The following is a 20,538-nucleotide window of genomic DNA, read 5'->3' on the forward strand; positions in this document are numbered from 1 at the left end:
ATTAGAATTGAATTTCGCGACCTTCAGCTGCCGATTGATAAATAGCGTTCAGAATTTTGATCATCTCTACGCCATCTTCTACGGGACTGTTAGTTTCGATAATTCCCAAGCAACTGTCTACAAAATGGTTGATTTCATTCTGGAAGCTTCCTTGGAAATCAAATGCAGGTTGGGTGATTTGTGGTTCGATATTAATCATGGTGTTGTGTTGTTCCGTCACGATCGACAATTTCGGTTCCACTTCCGCACCGCCCTTCGTACCATAAAGATTGACTTGGGCTGAATCTTGCTTCGCATGAAGTGAGAAACTCACATCCACCAATAAGGAAGCGCCATTCTCAAAACGGACCAGCGCATTGGCCATGTCTTCCACGTTGTTCTTTGATGCGTCATAATCCGCTGCTTGATAGAAATCATAGTTCTCAATATTGGAGCGGTTGCCAAGTTTAGAGTAAGTGTTACCACTGACTGATTTCACTTTCGGTTTGCCCATCAAGTACCAGCATAAATCGATTACGTGCACACCAATGTCGATAAGTGGACCGCCACCGGAACGTTCTGAATCAGAGAACCAACCACCGGGATTGCCCAGACGGCGAATCATGCTAGCTTTAGCAAAGTAGAGGTCACCAAGATCACCGGCATCGATAAATTTCTTTAACACAGCGATATTAGAAGCATGACGACGGACATAACCGACTTGAAGCATTTTACCCGTCTTGCGTACAGCTTCTTCTACTTTTAGAGCTTCGTCCACCGTTTTGCAAAGTGGTTTCTCACATAATACATTCTTATCGGCTTCTAGAGCGGCAATACTAATCTCAGCATGCGTATTGTTCCAAGTGCAGATACTGACGGCCTGAACTTCCGAGTTGGCAAGGAGTTCACGATAATCGGTATAGACATGGGGGATGTCATATTTCTCAGCTGTTTTACGAGCTCTCTCTTCGTTCAAATCGCAGACTGCCCACAGTTGTACTTTCGGGTTAGCTTCATATGCTTGCAAGTGTGATTCGGAGATCGATCCATTTCCGATAAGACCAATTTTAATAGTATCCATTGGTTGCGTTTACATCCTTTCGTTATGCGTGCAAATTTGCTATAGTTAACTCAGTGTTTTTGCACATACATGTTTTATTTGTTCAAGTAAGATTAATGTAACATAGTTGTTTGAAAGGGAGAATGGTTAGGATAACAAAATATATGGACTATATGATCAGTAATCATCCGATCCGTGTATTTAACCCGATGGTTGATTCGAGCAAAATGAAAATCAAGTCGCTTACCGTTGTAAATGCGGGACATTTACCGGCAAGGACACTCCAGAGAATAGATGCAGATTTCAAATCATGGGCTTTCGTCATGATTACAGGTGGTGGTGGTTTTTATCAGGTGAATGGTGGTGAGAGACAGGCCGTTGAAGCAGGAAGTTGGTTCTGTCTATATCCTGGTGCTATTTTTAATTATGGTCCGCATAAGGACGAGTATTGGGATGAGTATTATTTTACAGTAGAGGGTGTCAGAGTAGAAGAGTGGCTTGAGAATTGGCTAACTGATCCAGGTCTTCTCAAGCATGCGGACATTGATGAAGCTTTTATTCATAAGATGGAGTTGATGTTCATGCTCATTGACAGTGGTGTCCCGAGTAATCTGGACCGTGCATCCATGATGTTGGAGTCATTCTTGTATGAACTCGTTGCTCAAAGTGATAAGAGTGAAGCAGGTAATCGGGGGAGCCAAGTGTTGAAAATGATCGATGATATCTCGCATTCACTTCACTTATCACAAGAGCCTGAAGATATGGCGGCAAGACATCATATTTCAGTGTCCACACTACGAAGAATCATTCATGAGTATACAGGATTTCCTTTGAATGAATTTCTTCACCGTCTCAAAGTTGCAGAAGCAAAGAATATCTTGCTTAATTCGGAGTTGACTGTTAAGGAAGTGGGTGAAGCACTCGGTTATAAAGATACGTTCTATTTCTCCCGAGTATTCAAACGAATAACGGGTCTTTCTCCTAGGAACTACCGAGGGAGAGTTGGTCAGTAACGTCTTTTCATCAAAATATATGAAGGTAAGGTATAAGTTTCACTTGATATCATGCAATCAAACTATAGTCAGACAGATGGAGGTAGAGCAATGAAATTATATTTTAAAGGATTGACGTCGAGCATGGTCCAAGGTGTCGCTCAGTTGGCAGACATGTTGGGAGTACAGATTGATCCAGATGGCTTGGTTATTGAGGTTATTCAAGAGGAAGGTCCTCTGAGGGTTTCATATAACGGCGGTCAAGGAGTCATTCATTATCAGAATAAAATTCACTTCTATCGTGCGCTTGGACTTTTTATGGAACATGCCAAAGCGGGTGATTCCTTTGAGGTGACAGAACAACCTAGATTCGATTTCAACGGGACGATGCTGGATGTATCTCGTAACGGGGTCATGAGAGTGAATACCATTAAGCAGTTTATCCGATATATGGCAGTCATGGGTCTGAACGGATTGATGATGTATACAGAGGATACATATGAAATAGAGGAACTTCCGTATTTCGGATACATGCGTGGTCGTTATACGATGGAGGAACTGCGTGAGTTGGACGATTATGCGGATATGTTCGGAATCGAAATGATTGCTTGTATCCAAACGTTAGGTCACCTTCATCATGCGCTGAAATGGGACTATGCTGGACAGATAAAGGATCATCACGACATTCTCCTTCCTGGTGAGCCCAAAACATATGAATTTATAGAGCAAATGATTACGACAGCCGCCAAGACATTTCGCTCGAAACGAATTCATATCGGAATGGACGAAGCGTTTCAGGTTGGACTCGGACGATATTTGAGAGAGCATGGATTTCGTGACCGATTCGAAATTATGAATGACCATGTGGGTAAGGTGCTCGCTATGACAACCAAGCTGGGACTTCAACCGATGATCTGGAGCGATATGTATTTCAACTTGCTTGCGAACGACTATCAAGGACAGTTGTATAACGTGAATGCCGATTTCTCTGATGATAATATGGATCAAATCCCAGATGGTGTACAGTTTGTTTATTGGGACTACGGTAAAGGTGATGAAGCAGGTTACGAGAAAATTTATGATATGCACCTTAAGTTCGGATCGCTCCCTATTTTTGCAGGTGGTATTCATATGTGGAATTCCATAGCCCCGAATTACGGAAAAACATGGACAACGAGTAACCCGGCGCTGCGTGCAGCTAAGAACAAAGGATTAAAGGAAGTGTTCTCAACTGCATGGGGTGATAATGGTAATGAAACAAATCATTATGTCATTCTTGCGGGATTGCAGCTATTTGCTGAGCATGGATATGGGGACGAGGTCGATGATGAGCGTCTTGGACAACGTCTAAAGGCTTGTACAGGCCTTGATCTATTTGATCCGCTTGTTTCACTCAAATATATGGATGAAATTCCGGGTGTCGATGAAGGAAATCACTGGATGGCTAATCCTTCGAAGTTCTTACTTTGGCAGGATTTGATGATGGGATTATTCGACGGGCATATCGATGAAGACAATGAGAAAGTGATCCCTAGATATTATGCAGATCTAGAACAGAAATGGCGTTCTTACAAGGAATCAATGCCAGCCCCATTTGATAGCTTGTTTGAAACTTATGAGAACCTGGCTGGCGTACTTGCCCTGAAATCTACATTAGGTATACGTATTAAACGGAGCTACGATGAAAGGAAGAGGGATGAGCTTACGAATATTGTGAATACGGAACTTCCAGAGCTACATCGTCAAGTAGAGGCATTACGTGTTGCCCACCGCCGTATGTGGATGATCACATACAAGGCTTTCGGTTGGGAAGTACTCGACATCCGGTATGGTGGCTTAATGGCTCGTATACAGTCTACAGGCGATCGGATTATGGATTATGTGGAAGGTCAAGTGGAGGAACTGGAGGAGTTGGAAGTCCAACGTCTGATCTTTGATCAGAACGGCGTACCTACCGCACCCCTGAATGTGAATGCGTCGTATCAGGTGATCGTAACTGCTGGATCTCTGACGTAAATCTAGACACAAATAAATCGCTCAGTCCTCTAATGATGGACTGGGCGATTTATTTGCGTCTCTAAAGAATACGAGAAAGCTTGCGGTATTCACTTGCGGTAATCCCCTCATGTCGACGGAACATACGGCTGAAATAATGAATATCTGGGTAACCGACTTGCGCTCCGATCTGTTCTATCGTCGTATCGGTTTCACGTAGCAGTCTCCGCGCTTCACGGTGGCGAATGGATTGAATATATTCACTCGGTGGTAAACCTACGGTTTGTTTAAAGAGCTTGGCTGTGTAATCGATGCTTAAACACAAGGCATCTGCAATCGTTTGGTTCGACCAAGGTTCTGAAGGAGCAGATTCTATTTCTTCGACGATTCTAGCTAACTTTGTGCTGTGCGCAGATGAAGTGATTAAGGATTGAGATGTGGAATTGCGCATTAAGTGCACCAAAATATTCATCATTAGTGACTTGCAGACGAGTTCATAACCCAGCTTTCGCATCGTAAATTCTTCTACAAGCTGCTCCATGAGTTGAACGCACACAAGGGAGGGTGTATAGATGACTTGCGACGACAAGGGAGGGAATATGTCCGAACAGGCTTCGAGTCCGAACTTATTCAGATGAATATCATCTTCATCGACGATTAAATCAGCCTCAGTCATGTTATTAAGCTCATGGAAGAAATCGAAATGAATACCAATAAAACGTGCATCCGGCTGTGAAACAATCTCATTCTGATGGTATACGCCAGAAGGTAGGAAAATGAGTTGTCCGGCGTATATATTGAAGCGTTGCCCGTGCATGGTTGTGACAGCATGTCCTTGGACGACATAGAGAAGTTCGAAATCGTATAGTCTTCGTTTGGGGAAAATGCTAGTGCCTACGCGCTGGAATTGTGCGTAATGAATACTTGGCGACCATTCTTGGAAAGCAGCTGAACGCTGAAGGAGATAAGTATCACTTAATTTATCCATTTTGTACACTCCTTGAAATTGATTTGGAAATCATAACGGAATTGTCCAAATAATCACTATTACATCTAAATAAATATCAGGAATAATCGTTTATTATAAAGCTATTATTACATGTTATTCTGCGATACTCAATACAGCTGAAATAGCTCAAATGGAGGTTTTTTTGATGAAGAAGGGAATTAACATTTGGTCGTTTAAGGGAGATTCATCGATAGCCGATTGTATTACGTTAGCCAAAGAAGCGGGCTTTGATGGAATCGAATTGTCTTTGAATGCAACAGGTGAGCTTAGTCTTAACTGTGGGGATAAGGAAGTTAGTGAGATTAAGGCGAGGCTTGAAGATGCAACACTTGAGATTGCCGGGTTAGCTACGGGACTGTATTGGGACTATCCGATGACAAGTGGGAATAAGGAGATTCAGAGCAAAGCAATCGACGTGTGTAAGAAGCAGTTAGAGCTGGCAGCCGCACTTGATGTTGATACGATACTAGTCATTCCCGGTGCTGTGGGGGTAGATTTCATTCCTAATGCTGAAGTTACCGATTATGAACGAGCATACGAACGGGCGCTTGAGTCAATTGCAGAGCTTGTGCCCTATGCGAAGAGTGCAGGCGTATCCATCGGACTTGAAAATGTCTGGAATAAGTTTCTGCTAACACCACTCGAAATGCGTTCTTTTATTGATGAAATTAACTCACCATACGTAGGTTCCTACTTTGATGTAGGTAACGCCTTGCAGAATGGATATCCAGAGCATTGGATACGTATTTTGGGTCATCGGATTAAAAAAGTACATTTCAAGGATTACCGACGTCAAGCGGGAGGCTTACATGGATTTGTTGATCTTCTAGCAGGCGATGTGGACTATCCGGTGGTGATGGAGTCACTCAGAGCGATTGGGTATGACAACTACGTAACGGCAGAGATGATCCCACCTTACAATCACTACTCAGAGCAAATTATATACAATACCTCGGGTGCGATGGATGCGATATTGGGACGTAAATAATTCAAATGATAAAGGGAGGTTATTAATATGAAAAAGATAGGAATCATTGGATTTGGATTTATGGGGCGTATGCACTTTGATAACTATGTTCGACTAATATCTGAGGGCCTACAGATTCAACTGGTAGCGATATGTGATCTACGGATTGAAGAGTTGAAGCAAGGAGCAGCATCAGGTAACATTGCAACGGAGCAGGAAGTATATGATTTAACACCATACCGTTTATATGATGATATTGATACGATGTTGGAGAACGAGGAGCTAGATATCGTCGACGTAGCCCTTCCTACTTATTTGCATGCGGACATCACGTGTCGCTTGCTGGACAAAGGGATACATGTGTTTTGCGAGAAACCTGTTGCAGGTAATTCTGCGGATGGTTGGCGGATGGTTGAGACGGCGAAACGTAACGAGAAAACATTGATGATCGGGCAATGTTTGCGCTTCTGGCCTGCTTATGAATACGCGAAAGAATGCGTTGAGGATGGACGATATGGTAGAGCTACGGCAGGACTCTTCTTCCGTGGATCAGGTGCCCCGCAGGGTTGGTTCCTCGAGGGCGAGAAGAGTGGTGGATGTATCATGGACATGCATGTTCATGATGCAGATATGGTTCACTGGTTATTCGGCAAACCTGACAAGGTATCGTCCGTTGCTTGCAACATCATCCCAGGCAGTGGCTATGATATGGTCTCTACCAACTATATATATTCGGATAATAAGGTAGTAAATGCACAAGCGGATTGGACCCTTGAAGGGGATCATGGCCTAGTTATGACTTATCGCCTGAATTTTGAAGGTGGAAACCTTGTTTTTGAGAATAATATAGTAACGGTTAATCCAAAGGATGCTCCAAGTTTTGTTGCTGAACTGTCGAGCGATATGGGTTATTATCGTGAAATTAAGTACTTCCTTCAATCCATCATCGATGGTGAGCCAGTGACGATATGTACTCCGGAGAGTGCAGTAGCTACGTTAGAAATCATTGAAGCAGAAATACGCTCTGCTGATCAAGCAGGTGTATTGGAAGTATTATAAGAATGATATGATGGATACAAGAAGGAGCATCCCGTGTTAGGGATGCTCCTTCTATTCGTTGTGAGGAATACGAATTGTAACTGTGGTGCCTGCTCCAAGGGAGCTATCTACTTCAATACCATATTGATCGCCGAAGTAAAAACGGATGCGATCATGAACATTTTTGATACCGATATGTGCTTCGCCTAATGTATCCGAGGTATCCATAAGGCGCTCGCGTAGCTCAGTAACCTGAGTCTCATCCATCCCGGCACCATTATCTTTAATCATAATCAGCAAGCAGTTACCTTGTAACGTTGTGGAAATTTCGAGTAGGCCTGTACTGACACGACGTTCCAATCCATGCACAATGGCATTCTCAATAATGGGTTGCAAAGAGAAATGTAATACATTCGCTGTGTCGCTATTTGGAGCGAGATTTTCGGTGTATTGAATCTTATCTCCGAAGCGCATTTGTTGTACTTTGATATATAACCGGGTATGAACAAGTTCCTCTCGTAGAGAGACGATGTCTTTACCTGTTTGAATATGGATTCGAAACAAGCGTCCGAGTAGGCCAACCATTTCCGCGATATCTCTTTGTCCGCTAAGCACGGCTTTCATTTGGACAGATTCTAGTGCATTTGCGAGGAAATGAGGGTTGATTTGGCTCTTGAGTGCACCATATTGTGCAATCTTCTGTTGCGCAATCATATTTGACGATCTTTCAATATGACTTTGTAGATCTTCTACCATCTTGCGTATACCCCTATAGAGAACGCCGAATTCATCTTGACGATCACTGCGAAGATTGACATCGAACTTACCGAGTCCTACTGACCGTACTTGTCTGCTTAACAGAATAATGGGTTTCGTTACTCGGGCAGATAAGATATACATAAATAGAAGTGCAGTGACCAACGAGCAGAAGGCGAATGCCAATATGATCATGCGGAACATATTAGCATCCTTCGCCATTTCCTGCTCATCAATATATTGAATGACCTTCCATCCAGAATAAGGTGAGGTTATAAAGTCTAAATAGGATTGCTTACCCGCAAACGGTGCATAGAAGCTCCCTGTATCATTTGCTAATACGCGTTCAACCGAAATGAAGTCTGTATCTGATAGAACAAGCGGATTCTCTTGATCATCCTCGGATGAATAAATAACGCCACCCTTATCGTCAACGATGAGAAATTTACGATTGCTATTCTCTGATAGATTTAAGATTTCACGTAAGGAATCCAGTCTGATATCGACTAGAATAATGGCCAGATGCTGTTTGCTACCTGTTTTATTAATGACTCGCGCAATGGACATAACAGGCTCTTTCGAGTTAAGGCGGTGGAAGGGCTTATGTGTACCAAATATAACAATTTTGCCTTGGCTGGCTAGGGTCTGTTGATACCAATGTTCCTGTAGGAAATTACTATCATCATAATCTGCTTGATTAAAGTTGACTGAATAAAAGACGCGATCACCTGCGTAAATCTGTACACTATCGACATTCTTGATCGTCATTTCAATAGTGCTTACGAAATGCTCGATTACACTTCTGTATTGGATACCTGTATCATCAATGTTATTTGCCCGATTGTCAGCCCATTTCACAAGTGAGCCTTGAAGCTGACTATCCAGTTGTGCCATGAGCGTCCCTTTTTCTATACTTTGAAGATACTGGTCAATATTAAAGGATAGATTATTTAAGATAAGATTTGCACTGTCTTGGTATTCATTTTTAACTGTCTGGAGTGAGAAAAAATATACAATGCCGGACATGATTGTAAGAGGTATTGTGATTGTACAGATCATAAGAATGAATATTTGACGGTTCACATGCCGCGTTTGAAACCGCTGGGAAAGACGTCGGAATATATTCATTTCATCACCATCCTAATTGTTTTCGATAATCAGATGGTGTCATTTGGGTGACACTTCTAAACATTTTCACAAAGTGTTTGTAGCTTTTGTAGCCGCACATATTGCACACATCGGTGACTAGATACTTTGGGTCCTTTAAGCATTGTTGTGCATAATGAATTCGAATCTCGGTAACAAACGTCATATAATTTTTATTTAGTTTTGTTTTGAACAGACGGCTTAAGTAAGACGGATTATAGAAGAAACGATCTGCGACCATTTGTAGCGTTAGTTCTTGATCGATATGATGCTCGATGAAATTCTTGATTTGTTCAAATATAAGTACATCTTTAGGAATGGATAATTGATTCTGTTGTTGATAAACGGTGTTCAAATGAATGATCCACTCGAACAGCCAGTCAAAGAGATGGTCAATCGTCTGGAAATCATCTACGAAAGTAAGTGTTAGTAACTTGTCACTATAGACGCCCTCCACAGCAATACCATGTTTATGGGCAAACCGTAAGGTCACATTAATAATCTCCTGTAAAAAGGCTAGCCATTCGTCATTAGATACGTTAGGTAATTTCATTCGTGATTCGTCGGCCAGTTGGTTCATCAATTTTCTAGTTTGTGTGCTATCCCCTTTTTCTAATCCCTCGAGTATTAGATGAGATTCTAGAAGGACCAAATGACTTGCAACTTCTTTGGATACATCGGAGGAGGACTGTAAACCTTGTTCTAAGAAAAGGTATCTTCCCGGTTGGGAAAACCGCTTGTATAATGCCTTATCAACATGCTGAAGGGATATACCGGCTTCAGACAATTGAGACAAAGGTTGTCCCATAGCCATATACATCGTTGCTGGAAGTTGGAGAAGATTAAGCTGATTAAGTATTGTGTGTACTTGTAATTCTATTTGAGTATCGAATCTTATGCTATCAGGACCTTCAAATATTGTAAGCGTGTACAACTTAGATTTATGATAATACGTAAGAATCTGTCTACGGCTATCGTGACTTAATAGGGATGCCGCTACATCCGATACGAGTCGCTCTGCAAGCTGTTTCCAACGCATATTTGTTCCGTGAATGGAGTCTGGCATCGGAATATTTGATACAACGATAGAATAGAACATGTAATTCTTACTTTCGAATCCGCAAAGACGTTGGAGCATGTCTGGCTGTAATTCTACTTGATCTTCCAGCAGATGTTTCAAGAACTGACTATGTAAAAGTGTTATGGCTTCTTTAGCCTCTTGTTCTAATTCGAAGCGGGACTGATGTTCTTGTCTCCTTAGCTCTAGTACCTTCAGACATTCTTGCAAGCTTGCCAGACTTTCTTCATATTCAAGAGGTTTTAGTAAGTAAGATTGTATGCCCCCAATTCTAATGGCCTTTTGTGCATAAGCGAAATCGCTATATCCAGTTAATAACACAAATACTGTATCTGGCAGCGCTGTGCGAAGTTGTTCGATCATCTCTAAGCCGTCCACTTCAGGCATCCGAATATCTGTAATGACCAGATCGGGTCGTTCCCGAAGAGCAATGGTTATGCCTTCTTTTCCGTTCTCTGCCTCGACAATAGTATTGACCCCTAATTCACTCCAAGGGAAATATTGCTTCAAACCAGCTCGTATGGTAGGTTCGTCCTCGACAATCATCAGTTTATACATAGCATCCCTCTTGAGTAGAATTTTGTTTGCAAGTAATTAGCATTTATTATACAAGATAATTATTGCAGAAGGAGTTTTTAATTTTAATCACAAGAATTAATATAATTGATAAGTAAGAATAGAGCCATGAATGTAAAAGTAGAGGGATTTCTCAATATCATATTTTGAATTATGCTAGATACAAGAAATGAAAGCGTTACAGTTGCTTTCTACTCTGAATTAATTACTAGGGGGAATAAGAATGGGAGCAAGGATGAAACGGTTGACAGCAGTAATGAGTATCATGCTCGTTATGATGATGCTTGCGGCGTGTGGTACGAATAACAACACAGCAAATTCAAGTACGAACACTGTCAAAGAAGAGAAACCGAGCGGGGAAACAGAAAAAGCAAAACCCGTTACAATCACTTGGTGGAATTTCCCGAGCTTTCAGGCACTTGACGGAGAAGTCGGCAAATACGAGAAAGAAATCATCGCCGCTTTCAATGAGAAGAATCCAGATATCAAAGTTAATCTTGAAATGATTACGTTTGATGGAGGACCTGAGAAGTTAAACGTAGCCATTGCATCGAATTCCGCACCTGACCTCATATACGATGCTCCTGGGCGCATCATCGATTGGGGCAAGAAGGGTCTGCTAGCTCCATTAGATGACATGATCAAAGATGAAGTTAGAAACGACATTTCTCCAGCTTTCTGGAAGCAGTCTACTGTAGACGATAAAACGGTGATGTATCCTATTAATACCGCTCCTTTCATGATGGCTGTCAACAAAACCATATTTGAGAAAATAGGTGCATTGGATTTATTACCACTGGATCGTCCTGATAGAACATGGACTTTTGATGAATATAAGAAAGCACTTCAAGCGGTTAAAGAAAAAGCACCAGATGTCATTCCTTCCGGATTCTTTGCGAAGAGCCAAGCCGGTGACCAAGGAACACGTGCGTACCTTGCAAACCTTGGTGTATCTAGATTCTTGAATGAGGATTACAGCCAGGTTGCTATTAACACGGAAGATGCAGGGAAAGCGCTTGATTGGATTGTACAAGCTGAGAAAGACAAGTTAGTTATTTCAGGATCCGCTGCTCTTGCTGCTGCAGATGTTAACGATCTGTTCCTTCAAGGGAAACTAGCATTTACTATTAACTATTCAGCTGTACTTAAAGCACAGAATGCTACACTTAAAAAAGCGGAATTCGAAGAAGTATTACTTCCATTCCCAACATTAGATGGCTCCAAGCCTAAGCTTGAACCTTATCTTGGGGGAATGGCAATATTCAACAATGACGACGAAGCTAAAATTGCTGCTTCTAAGAAATTCATTGATTTCGTAGCTAATGATGAAGTGTACGGCAAGAAAAACTTGATTCAAACGGGTGGTCTGTCTGTACGTAACTCGATCACAGGACTGTATAATGATCCAGAATATACGTACGCTGAGCTTGCTCGTGAATTTATTACTGATCCTCCAACGATCGCAGACGGTTGGGCGGATGTCCGTACCTTCTGGTTCCCTGAATTACAGCGTGTACTTTTAGGTGATGCAACAGGTAAAGAAGCATTAGATTCATTCGCCGCTAATGCGAACAAAGCGATTGAGGATGCAAAAGCAAAAGCTCAAACCCAAAAAAAATAAGCTAACAGAAGATTAGGAGCAGCGTACTAACGGTGCGCTGCTCCTTTCCATCCAAAGGGTAAGGGGAGATCAATTTATGTTCGCAACGATTCTAAAATCAAGACGTCATGTCTGGCGGGAATGGTTGATAAGTTATTTGTTTTTATTGCCTGCTTTATCATTCTTCCTTTTATTTGTAGCGTATCCCATGTTAAAAGGGGTTTACATCAGTTTCTTTGATTATTCGTTGAATAACTTCGATTTCATTGGTTTAGACAACTACAAACATCTTTTTCAGGATAAAACCTTTATTCAGTCGATGAAGAATACGATTCTTATTGTTTTTATAGCTGTTCCACTTGTCATTGCATTCTCCATTTTTGTTGCAATGACCATTTACAAGAAAAATGAGTTCACGCGTTCATTTTTCCGAGGTGTCTTTTATTTACCGGCTGTGACTTCTGTCGTCAGTATTACAGTGGTCTGGGCTTCGATCTACGAACCCAACTTTGGTATTCTAAACTACATAACGAGTCTATTCGGTGCTGAGCCGATCGCTTGGCTTGGCAATCCACACACAGCCTTGTTCGCGATTATAGCTGTATTAATTACGACATCTGTCGGCCAGCCTATTATTCTATATGTGGCATCGGTTGGAAATATCCCGACCTCTTATATTGAAGCGGCACAGATCGACCGTGCGACGTCAGGGCAAATATTCAGAAAAATTATATGGCCGATGTTAATGCCAACGAATTTATACATTATTGTCATTACGACCATAAATACGTTTCAAACGTTTGCCATTGTTCAATTGCTAACGGCAGGCGGACCACTATACAAGACTTCAACGGTCATGTACGGCGTGTATGAGAAGGCATTTATGTTAGGAAACTTTGGGCTTGCCTCCGCCATGGGCATCATACTAGCTGTTGTCATCGGTATTATTTCATTCATTCAGTTCAGATATTTAGGCAGCGATGTGGAGTACTAGGAGGGGTCAGCATGAAATTGAACGATCAAATTAATGTGAACAATAATCTCGCCCAAGTTCAATCAAGTAGAAAACCGAAGTGGCTTCGAGAGATGACTGGTAGTGCAATACTATCTAATATTCTATTGTTTGTGTTTGCTATACTTTTTATTTTCCCTTTTTATTGGATCGTATCTGGCGCGTTCAAGGTACAGAACGTGGCAGTAGCGATTCCACCGCAATGGATTCCACATGAACCTACATGGGATAATTTCACTACTCTTTTTAAGAACCCCGTGTGGAAGTGGACATTTAACAGCTTTTTCATCGCATTTGGTGAAATGATTGGTGTTTGTTTGGTCGCTTCGATGGCGGGTTATGTCCTGGCCAAGAAATCATTCCCTGGTCGCAAAATAATCTTCACGATGTTTGTCGCTGCAATGGCGCTGCCGAAGCAAGTTATTCTGGTTCCACTGTTTACAATGATCGCTGATTTTGGATGGATAGATACCTATAAAGCGCTTATATTACCGGCTATTGGTTGGCCGTTTGGTATCTTTCTGATCAAACAATTTGCGCAGACATTACCAAGTGAGTTAATAGAAGCTGCCAAAATAGATGGTTGCTCAGAACTTCGATTATTTTATAGTATCGTCCTACCTTTGCTTAAACCTGCAATCGGAGCACTAGCTATCTTCACATTCATCAATGCATGGAATGATTATTTCAGTCAGCTTATTATGACGAGGTCGACTCCAATGATGACCTTACCGCTTGGTGTTGCTACACTAAAAGGGGAATATACCACACCATATGGCGTCTTAATGGCCGGTGCTGCATTTGCTTCGATTCCAATGATCGCGATCTTCTTATTGTTCCAGAAGTCATTTACACAAGGGATTACAATGGGCGCAGTCAAAGGCTAAACGACATTATATATTAGGAGAGACTATATTATGAAGCCATATGTATTGGAACGATTTAAGGGGATTACAGTTGCGATGTATTCTTGTTACGACGAACAAGGAATGGTTAGTGTAGATGCAGCTAAGAAATTGGCGCGTTATTATGCGACAGCAGGTGTAAGTGGATTGTATGTCGGGGGAAGCTCTGGAGAAGGCATGCTACAATCGGTAGAAGAACGCAAATCCATTCTTGCGGCAGTGGTATCCGAAGTCGGGCACGAACTTACGATCATTGCACATATTGGAGCCCCATCTACAAGAGATAGTGTGGAATTGGCACAACATGCTGAGCTGGTGGGTGCCCATGCAGTATCGGCCGTGCCGGCCATCTATTACCGCTTGTCTCCTGAGAGTGTGGAAGCCCATTGGCAGGCAATTATTGATAGTACTTCATTACCTTTCATTATATATCATATCCCTCAAACGACGGGGTTCCAGTTATCCAAATCGCTACTCACCAAGATGGCTGCGCAGGACAAGGTGATTGGTGTGAAGATTTCTGCGGAAAGCACGTTCGAGTTGCAGCAATTTAAGGCGGCTGGAGGCGATGATTTCCTAGTGCTCAATGGACCGGATGAACAATATTTGGCTGGTCGTAGTATCGGTGCGGACGGTGGTATTGGCGGCACCTACGGCGTGATGCCAGAGCTATTTATGAAGATCGAACGTTGTTACCAAGAAGGGGATATGGTGGAGGCACGGAAATGGCAGTTTATTGTGAATGAGTTAATCACGGATTTACTTTCATTTCCGTCACTGTATGGTGCCTGCAAAGCGATTCTTAAATTGCGTGGGATAGACAGTGGTAATCCGAGAATGCCACTGCTGCCTGTAGCTGAATCAGATTGGAAGCGTATCGAATACCTCGATGAGAGAATTAACACTTACGTGGCTCAGGTAAATGTATCATGAAAGACTTTAATCGTATTTTCCCAGAAAAAGGGCTAATCGTTTCTTGCCAAGCACTTGAGCATGAACCACTACATGGCGGTGATACCATAACCAAAATGGCTATCGCTGCAATTGAGTCTGGTGCCATTGGTATTCGCACCAACGGCGTATTCGATATTCATTCTATTAAACAGGTAGTGAAAGTACCCGTGATCGGACTTATTAAGCGAGATATGCCAGGTTCAGAAATTTTCATTACGCCTACTATACAAGAGGTAATAGCCATCGTGTCAGCGGGGGCCGATGTTGTCGCGTTGGACGTTACCGATCGTGAGGGACGCTTGGAAGCTGTAAAACCATTAATTGAATATGCTCATAGTGCCGGCGTAGCCGTTATGGCAGACGTATCCACGTATGAAGAAGGAATTGCTGCGGAGAAATTAGGTGTTGATTTTATAGGAACGACATTATCGGGATATACCTCATACAGCACGCAATCGGAAGAGCCGGATTTCGAGCTTTTACAGCAATTGTGTGAAACGGTTAAAGTTCCTGTTATCGCAGAAGGTCGGATATGGACACCTGAGGATGCCGTACGTGCCATCCGTTGTGGAGCAGCAAATGTCGTTGTTGGTAGTGCAATTACTCGCCCGCAGTTAATCACCGCGCGATACGTAGCAGCCTTGAGTACGTTTTTCAGCTCAGAGCACTAATTAATGATTCTCTATGAATTTCTCTACTAAATTTTAAATAAATATTTCCATATGATAGAATGAATGCAAGCCAACCTCTTAGGTGGCTTCAATATATCTTTCATAGGATGTGAGACTCAAGATGATTGATATTCATACACATATACTGCCGAGTGTGGATGACGGTGCACAGGACTGGAATGATACTTTGAATATGGCTAGAGCAGCTGTTGCAGAGGGTATTACAACGTTAATTGCTACCCCGCATCATGCGAATGGGAAATATATTAATAGAGCTAACGAAGTGATAGAGCACACCCGACATATCAACGAACAGTTGAAGAATGCGGGTGTGCCTCTTTCTGTTCGTTCTGGACAAGAAATTCGGCTGCACGGGGACTGGTTACAGGCTTGGTATCGAATGGAGTTGCTTACTCTAGCTGACTCTCGTTATGTATTAATAGAGCTACCGTCCTCTCGTATACCGAAAGAAATATATGAACTAATCTACGAATTAAATATAATAAACCTTAAGCCCATTATTGCTCATCCTGAACGTAATGCAGAGGTCATGAAACACCCGAAGAGACTTGCTGATCTCATTGAGAGAGGTGCTTGGGCACAGGTTACTACTCATTCGTTACTAGGTGACTTTGGTAGACAAGTCGAGAAATTGGCTTGGTCACTATGTAAAAGTGGTCTTATTCATATCGTATCATCGGATGCCCATCATATAGAGCATAGAGGATTTCGCTTGCGTGAGTCCTATGATGTGATTGGGCAACGGATGGGGGAGAAATGGAAGAACTATTTTTTAAATAATGCGCAGTGTGTCATTGACGATAAACCATTTGAGATTCGACCGGTAGAGGAACCTTTATCGGGTAATATACTACAACGTTTAGGTTCTTTATTACGAAAGGAATAGCGCAAGCCAAAAGTCATATGCTTCAAGGTCGACTTCCTACTTTCTTAGTTTACGAAAAACAATATGCCGGATTTCGATGTGTATTATGTATCAGCTTGTCTCATTTGATTCATACTATGATCGATACTGACATATGGGGGACAGCAATTGTGAGCATGCATTTGTTTTTGGCTTGTTTATTTGTATTTCAACAATTATTTCCTCTGGAACCCTTGATTATCGAGGAACAAGGAGAAATTATAGCAGAAGTGAATCATGCAGCATACACGCTACCCGTTCCCGGAGTAACACTTGTTGATGATATTAAATTAAATATGCTCATGGATGACCTAGATAAACAAGTCTATTTGGCTCCCACGAATGCTGTAATGGATGGGGGAGGCAGAATAATCTCAGAGAAGCCAGGTATAACGCTTAATCGAACAAAATTTAAAGAGCAGTTCTATAGGTATATTATTGAGGGTGAATTGTCTAGATTGGAAGTACCTTTGCGTAGTGTTCATGCAAGGGTGGATAGTGAGCTATTGCAATCCATCATGGAAAAGAAGATTGGTAGTTATTTTACATACTACAATTCAAATAATAAAAACCGTTCTCACAATATCGGATTGGCTGCCAAAGCCATTAATAATACAGTAGTTTTTCCCAAAGAGACGTTTTCCTTCAATGAAATTGTTGGGAAACGGACGAAGGAGAAGGGGTATTTACGTGCAGCCATTATTGTAAGGGGAGAAGCATCTGAAGATATTGGTGGGGGAATTTGTCAGATCTCATCAACACTCTTTAATGCGGTAGATCGTGCCGGTCTAGAAATCATTCAGCGATATTCCCATAGTAAGAGTGTCCCTTATGTACCACCTGGACGTGATGCGACGGTAAGTTGGTATGGACCGGATTTTTCATTTAAGAATAAATATAATCAGCCGATCCTTATCCGAGCTTTCGCACATGGAGGTCAGGTGAGCATTATCATTTGTTCCTCTGATATGGTCAATCATACACGCAGAGAAGTACCTAGTGTATCTAAAAAAATACCTGATGAGATCGCTAAGGACTTGAATGCAAATCATATGTGATCAGATCAATTGAAGATACGCTCATAGGAACAACTTTTGAATATTATTTATATGGCCTTTCGCCATGTCATAACCATGTTGGTACGTATCTCTTAGTTGGTTGAGATTCTTTTCAAAACTGTTCAGAGATTGCTTAGGGCGAAGAATGATCGCTTGACCATCTGCCTCCAATTGTTCACAGAAAGCGACCGTTTCATTGTATTTAACATGTCTTGTTAGTAAGATTTCTTCTAGATTAGGATACTTACGCTTTAACAACTTACCGACCATCGCATTCTCCTTGCTAATGGGTTTAACATAACCTTTCGGCTGAGTCAGGACAATTAGATGTTTGTTGTTACCATCCCTAATAGCTTTACGAATAGGAATCGGATCGCTTAACCCTCCGTCATAATATTTGGTGCCGTTCATCTCAATAGCAGGGAAGAATAGTGGGAGCGCACATGTGGCACGAAGCATCGTCCAATGATCATCAATATCCAGTCCATTCATGTATTCTGGTTCTCCTGAATGTGCATTAGTAACACCTACGATTAGTTGACCCGTATAACTGTTAAACGTTTCCGTATTAAAGGGAAGTAACGTGTTAGGAATCTCTCTAAATATAAAATCCAATCCAAACAAGCTGTGACTACGTAGGAAATTACGGACGCCAATATAACGTTTGTCATGTCGGTATTTTTCTAATATATCTAAATTCCTCCGGTTTTGTTTGGAGATATAAGAAAATCCATTGCTGATTCCAGCAGAAACACCGATACAATAGGGGAACATCACCTCTTGATCTAGTAGTGCATCCATCACACCTGCACTGAATATAGGACGAAGGGTTCCGCCTTCCAGAATTAAACTTGGCATATATATCACCTCTCAGCTTTGTATTTACATGGTCATATTAACTTGAAAGCATGTTAGGATGACCTCGCGATATGTTTATATTAACATATCACACTTTAAGGGTTTTCGAAATATTATCTAAAAGTTGGAAGCGATTACTATACAATATGCGCAATGCGCTCACAGGTTATTTGATTGCTAACTATTTTAATGATTTCCAAATAAAACAGGCTGTAGATCAAGGTTACCCCGATCTACAGCCTGTTTTATTTACTTATTTTGTATTTACAGATTTAAACCATTCATTAACTTCTTTGGTAATTTGTTCGCCACCATTTGATTTCCAATTGGCAACAAATTCGTCAAAAGCATCTACTGGCAGTTTGCCATATATGATTTTGTTGAAAGTTTCTAGCTCAGACTGACGCAAAAGGTTCCACTTCGAAATCATCGTTGGTGTCGAAGCGCCTGTAAAGTAGTTTTGCTTACGAACGTCGATTTGGGACATGACCACTTTTCCTGCATCCCAGTTTTGTGGTTTACGGAAATCTGCGATTTGTTTCTCATAAGCCGTTTCTGCCTTTTTGCCGTCCGCAATTTTAACCAATGTGTTCATATAAAGGTTTGGAATACGCGCAGGACCAGTAATGAATGTGAAGTCATTGCTGTAGGTTGGAATTTTATCTTTATTACTAGTTGGTTCTCCATCTACAACGTCCCAGTCGTAGCCTTTGGCAAATCCGTATTCGTACTCACTTCCAGTTGTTGGGTTAGCCAAGTTATCTAACATATAGTTGTAATATAAGATAAGTGCTTCTGGGTTTTTAGCATCTTTATTAATCATGAAGCTGCTATTCACGCCTGAGTTTTGCCATTTAGTTCCGATCAATCCATCTGGACCTGCTGGAACTGGATAAGCTTTATAATCGGCTCCCTTGACGGTTTTCAACAAATCTGGAGCTGGCCAGTCTGGAACCCAGTTTGCTCCTGGAAGGACGCCTGCATTCCCTTTTGTCCAAAGTTCTGCAGCTTTACCCTCATCCCACAAAGCTGAATCGGGGTGGATATAACCTTTGTCCATCCATTCTTGCATCTTAGCAAGTGCTTGCTTAGCTCCAGGATTAACGGAACCATATTCAAGATTTCCATCGGCATCCTTGTTCCATTGTTCTTCGATCGTTCCGTATGCCCCGAACAACCAATCGAGTCCGCCCATCCAAGTATTCGTATTGTTCTTCAAGGAAATCGCGAGTGGATAGACGTCTTTCGGAGCAAGCCCATCCGGATTCTCGTTCTTGAATTTGTCCATCACAATCTCTAAATCAGCGATCGTCTTCGGTGCAGCTAGATTCAGCTTTTTCATCCAATCTTCCCGCAACCATAACAACGTATCGTCATTGTCGGTATATTCAAGAATAGGTAGGTTGTATTTCTTGCCGTCTCTGGTGAAAGGGTACCATAGTTCTGGATTATTAATGGTATGGTCTTTCCAAGTTTTGTTGGCGTATTTTTCAAATAACTCATCGATGGCAATGAACTGGCCGGTATCGATCAATTGGTTAGTTAAGATAGGGTCAGTTGGTACGAATACGAAATCCGGCAACTTCTCGCCAGAAGCGATAGCGAGCTGAAGTTGCTGCTTATATTGATCCGCGCCTGCGGGGTACCATGTATCCTTATGTTTAATGCCTAACTTATCCAGCATCCAACGGTCATGAACATTGTTTTCTTTAGTATCGCCATTGACGAATTTCTTCGGCATGATGACGGTGCTGATTTCAATCGGTGGATCGTATTTACCTTTGGCAAATGCTGCGTCAGAAGCACTGACTTCCGTTGAAGCGGTTTCATCTTTCTTTACGTCATTATTAGACGTGCCACTATTAGAAGTTCCACTACAAGCAGTAACCAATACGAGTGAACTGATCATGAGTAATTGCCATGATTTTCTGATTTTTTTCATTTTTTTATTCCCCCTAC

General features: G+C 41.8%; 17 protein-coding genes. 11 read left to right on the forward strand and 6 right to left on the reverse strand.

What is annotated here, in order from left to right:
• Position 1: 1 nt before the first annotated feature.
• Positions 2–1,060 (reverse strand): Gfo/Idh/MocA family protein, encoded by a 1,059-nt coding sequence (locus PBAT_RS17035; RefSeq protein WP_068651140.1) that lies wholly within the window; start codon positions 1,058–1,060, stop codon positions 2–4.
• A 152-nt stretch (positions 1,061–1,212) separates the two neighbouring features.
• Between PBAT_RS17035 and PBAT_RS17040 the strand changes: the two genes are divergently transcribed.
• The gene (locus PBAT_RS17040; protein ID WP_248912435.1) at positions 1,213–2,052 is read left to right on the forward strand and encodes a helix-turn-helix domain-containing protein; all 840 of its coding nucleotides are present in this window, start codon (positions 1,213–1,215) and stop codon (positions 2,050–2,052) included.
• A 90-nt stretch (positions 2,053–2,142) separates the two neighbouring features.
• Positions 2,143–4,047: a beta-N-acetylhexosaminidase gene (locus PBAT_RS17045; protein WP_068651142.1), complete on the forward strand. Its 1,905-nt coding sequence runs from the start codon at positions 2,143–2,145 to the stop codon at positions 4,045–4,047.
• 61 nt (positions 4,048–4,108) lie between these two features.
• Here the strand turns inward: PBAT_RS17045 and PBAT_RS17050 are convergent, their stop codons facing one another.
• A complete protein-coding gene (locus tag PBAT_RS17050; protein WP_068651144.1) occupies positions 4,109–5,014 on the reverse strand; it encodes a helix-turn-helix transcriptional regulator in 906 nt (301 codons plus the stop codon).
• A 166-nt stretch (positions 5,015–5,180) separates the two neighbouring features.
• Between PBAT_RS17050 and PBAT_RS17055 the strand changes: the two genes are divergently transcribed.
• A complete protein-coding gene (locus tag PBAT_RS17055; protein ID WP_068651146.1) occupies positions 5,181–6,023 on the forward strand; it encodes a sugar phosphate isomerase/epimerase family protein in 843 nt (280 codons plus the stop codon).
• Positions 6,024–6,050: 27 nt separating this feature from the next.
• On the forward strand, positions 6,051–7,061 hold the full coding sequence (locus PBAT_RS17060; protein WP_068651148.1) for a Gfo/Idh/MocA family protein: 1,011 nt from the start codon (positions 6,051–6,053) through the stop codon (positions 7,059–7,061).
• Positions 7,062–7,112: 51 nt separating this feature from the next.
• Here PBAT_RS17060 and PBAT_RS17065 read toward each other — a convergent pair whose 3' ends face one another.
• Positions 7,113–8,924 (reverse strand): cache domain-containing sensor histidine kinase, encoded by a 1,812-nt coding sequence (locus PBAT_RS17065; protein ID WP_068651150.1) that lies wholly within the window; start codon positions 8,922–8,924, stop codon positions 7,113–7,115.
• A gap of 4 nt (positions 8,925–8,928) precedes the next feature.
• Positions 8,929–10,578: a response regulator gene (locus PBAT_RS17070; protein ID WP_068651152.1), complete on the reverse strand. Its 1,650-nt coding sequence runs from the start codon at positions 10,576–10,578 to the stop codon at positions 8,929–8,931.
• Between the two features lie 241 nt (positions 10,579–10,819).
• Between PBAT_RS17070 and PBAT_RS17075 the strand changes: the two genes are divergently transcribed.
• From PBAT_RS17075 to PBAT_RS17105, 7 genes are all read left to right on the forward strand, one after another.
• Positions 10,820–12,217, forward strand: coding sequence for an ABC transporter substrate-binding protein (locus PBAT_RS17075; protein WP_068651154.1), 1,398 nt, complete (start codon positions 10,820–10,822; stop codon positions 12,215–12,217).
• 76 nt (positions 12,218–12,293) lie between these two features.
• On the forward strand, positions 12,294–13,190 hold the full coding sequence (locus tag PBAT_RS17080; protein ID WP_068651156.1) for a carbohydrate ABC transporter permease: 897 nt from the start codon (positions 12,294–12,296) through the stop codon (positions 13,188–13,190).
• A gap of 11 nt (positions 13,191–13,201) precedes the next feature.
• Complete coding sequence (locus tag PBAT_RS17085; protein WP_246168646.1) at positions 13,202–14,095, forward strand: carbohydrate ABC transporter permease; 894 nt, start codon at positions 13,202–13,204, stop codon at positions 14,093–14,095.
• Positions 14,096–14,125: 30 nt separating this feature from the next.
• Positions 14,126–15,046 (forward strand): dihydrodipicolinate synthase family protein, encoded by a 921-nt coding sequence (locus tag PBAT_RS17090; protein ID WP_068651158.1) that lies wholly within the window; start codon positions 14,126–14,128, stop codon positions 15,044–15,046.
• Positions 15,043–15,738 (forward strand): N-acetylmannosamine-6-phosphate 2-epimerase, encoded by a 696-nt coding sequence (locus PBAT_RS17095; protein ID WP_068651160.1) that lies wholly within the window; start codon positions 15,043–15,045, stop codon positions 15,736–15,738. The genes PBAT_RS17090 and PBAT_RS17095 overlap by 4 nt, the downstream gene beginning before the upstream one ends.
• 121 nt (positions 15,739–15,859) lie before the next feature.
• Entirely contained in the window at positions 15,860–16,645 is a 786-nt protein-coding gene (locus tag PBAT_RS17100) for a tyrosine-protein phosphatase (RefSeq protein WP_068651162.1), read from the forward strand.
• Between the two features lie 155 nt (positions 16,646–16,800).
• Positions 16,801–17,721, forward strand: coding sequence for a VanW family protein (locus tag PBAT_RS17105; RefSeq protein WP_068651245.1), 921 nt, complete (start codon positions 16,801–16,803; stop codon positions 17,719–17,721).
• A 21-nt stretch (positions 17,722–17,742) separates the two neighbouring features.
• On the opposite strand, the gene PBAT_RS17110 is transcribed toward PBAT_RS17105, so the two are convergent.
• Together PBAT_RS17110 and PBAT_RS17115 are read right to left on the reverse strand one after the other, a co-directional pair.
• Positions 17,743–18,579 (reverse strand): patatin-like phospholipase family protein, encoded by an 837-nt coding sequence (locus PBAT_RS17110; protein ID WP_068651164.1) that lies wholly within the window; start codon positions 18,577–18,579, stop codon positions 17,743–17,745.
• A 253-nt stretch (positions 18,580–18,832) separates the two neighbouring features.
• Complete coding sequence (locus PBAT_RS17115) at positions 18,833–20,521, reverse strand: type 2 periplasmic-binding domain-containing protein (protein ID WP_068651166.1); 1,689 nt, start codon at positions 20,519–20,521, stop codon at positions 18,833–18,835.
• Between the last annotated feature and the right edge of the window lie 17 nt (positions 20,522–20,538).

This window comes from Paenibacillus antarcticus (assembly GCF_001637225.1).
Taxonomy (GTDB): domain Bacteria; phylum Bacillota; class Bacilli; order Paenibacillales; family Paenibacillaceae; genus Paenibacillus_AQ; species Paenibacillus_AQ antarcticus.

Coding starts and splice junctions, on each gene's coding strand:
- PBAT_RS17035 (WP_068651140.1), bottom strand. CDS start 1,060: ATGGATACTATTAAAATTGGTCTTATCGGAAATGGATCGATCTCCGAA.
- PBAT_RS17040 (WP_248912435.1), top strand. CDS start 1,213: ATGATCAGTAATCATCCGATCCGTGTATTTAACCCGATGGTTGATTCG.
- PBAT_RS17045 (WP_068651142.1), top strand. CDS start 2,143: ATGAAATTATATTTTAAAGGATTGACGTCGAGCATGGTCCAAGGTGTC.
- PBAT_RS17050 (WP_068651144.1), bottom strand. CDS start 5,014: ATGGATAAATTAAGTGATACTTATCTCCTTCAGCGTTCAGCTGCTTTC.
- PBAT_RS17055 (WP_068651146.1), top strand. CDS start 5,181: ATGAAGAAGGGAATTAACATTTGGTCGTTTAAGGGAGATTCATCGATA.
- PBAT_RS17060 (WP_068651148.1), top strand. CDS start 6,051: ATGAAAAAGATAGGAATCATTGGATTTGGATTTATGGGGCGTATGCAC.
- PBAT_RS17065 (WP_068651150.1), bottom strand. CDS start 8,924: ATGAATATATTCCGACGTCTTTCCCAGCGGTTTCAAACGCGGCATGTG.
- PBAT_RS17070 (WP_068651152.1), bottom strand. CDS start 10,578: ATGTATAAACTGATGATTGTCGAGGACGAACCTACCATACGAGCTGGT.
- PBAT_RS17075 (WP_068651154.1), top strand. CDS start 10,820: ATGGGAGCAAGGATGAAACGGTTGACAGCAGTAATGAGTATCATGCTC.
- PBAT_RS17080 (WP_068651156.1), top strand. CDS start 12,294: ATGTTCGCAACGATTCTAAAATCAAGACGTCATGTCTGGCGGGAATGG.
- PBAT_RS17085 (WP_246168646.1), top strand. CDS start 13,202: ATGAAATTGAACGATCAAATTAATGTGAACAATAATCTCGCCCAAGTT.
- PBAT_RS17090 (WP_068651158.1), top strand. CDS start 14,126: ATGAAGCCATATGTATTGGAACGATTTAAGGGGATTACAGTTGCGATG.
- PBAT_RS17095 (WP_068651160.1), top strand. CDS start 15,043: ATGAAAGACTTTAATCGTATTTTCCCAGAAAAAGGGCTAATCGTTTCT.
- PBAT_RS17100 (WP_068651162.1), top strand. CDS start 15,860: ATGATTGATATTCATACACATATACTGCCGAGTGTGGATGACGGTGCA.
- PBAT_RS17105 (WP_068651245.1), top strand. CDS start 16,801: ATGCATTTGTTTTTGGCTTGTTTATTTGTATTTCAACAATTATTTCCT.
- PBAT_RS17110 (WP_068651164.1), bottom strand. CDS start 18,579: ATGCCAAGTTTAATTCTGGAAGGCGGAACCCTTCGTCCTATATTCAGT.
- PBAT_RS17115 (WP_068651166.1), bottom strand. CDS start 20,521: ATGAAAAAAATCAGAAAATCATGGCAATTACTCATGATCAGTTCACTC.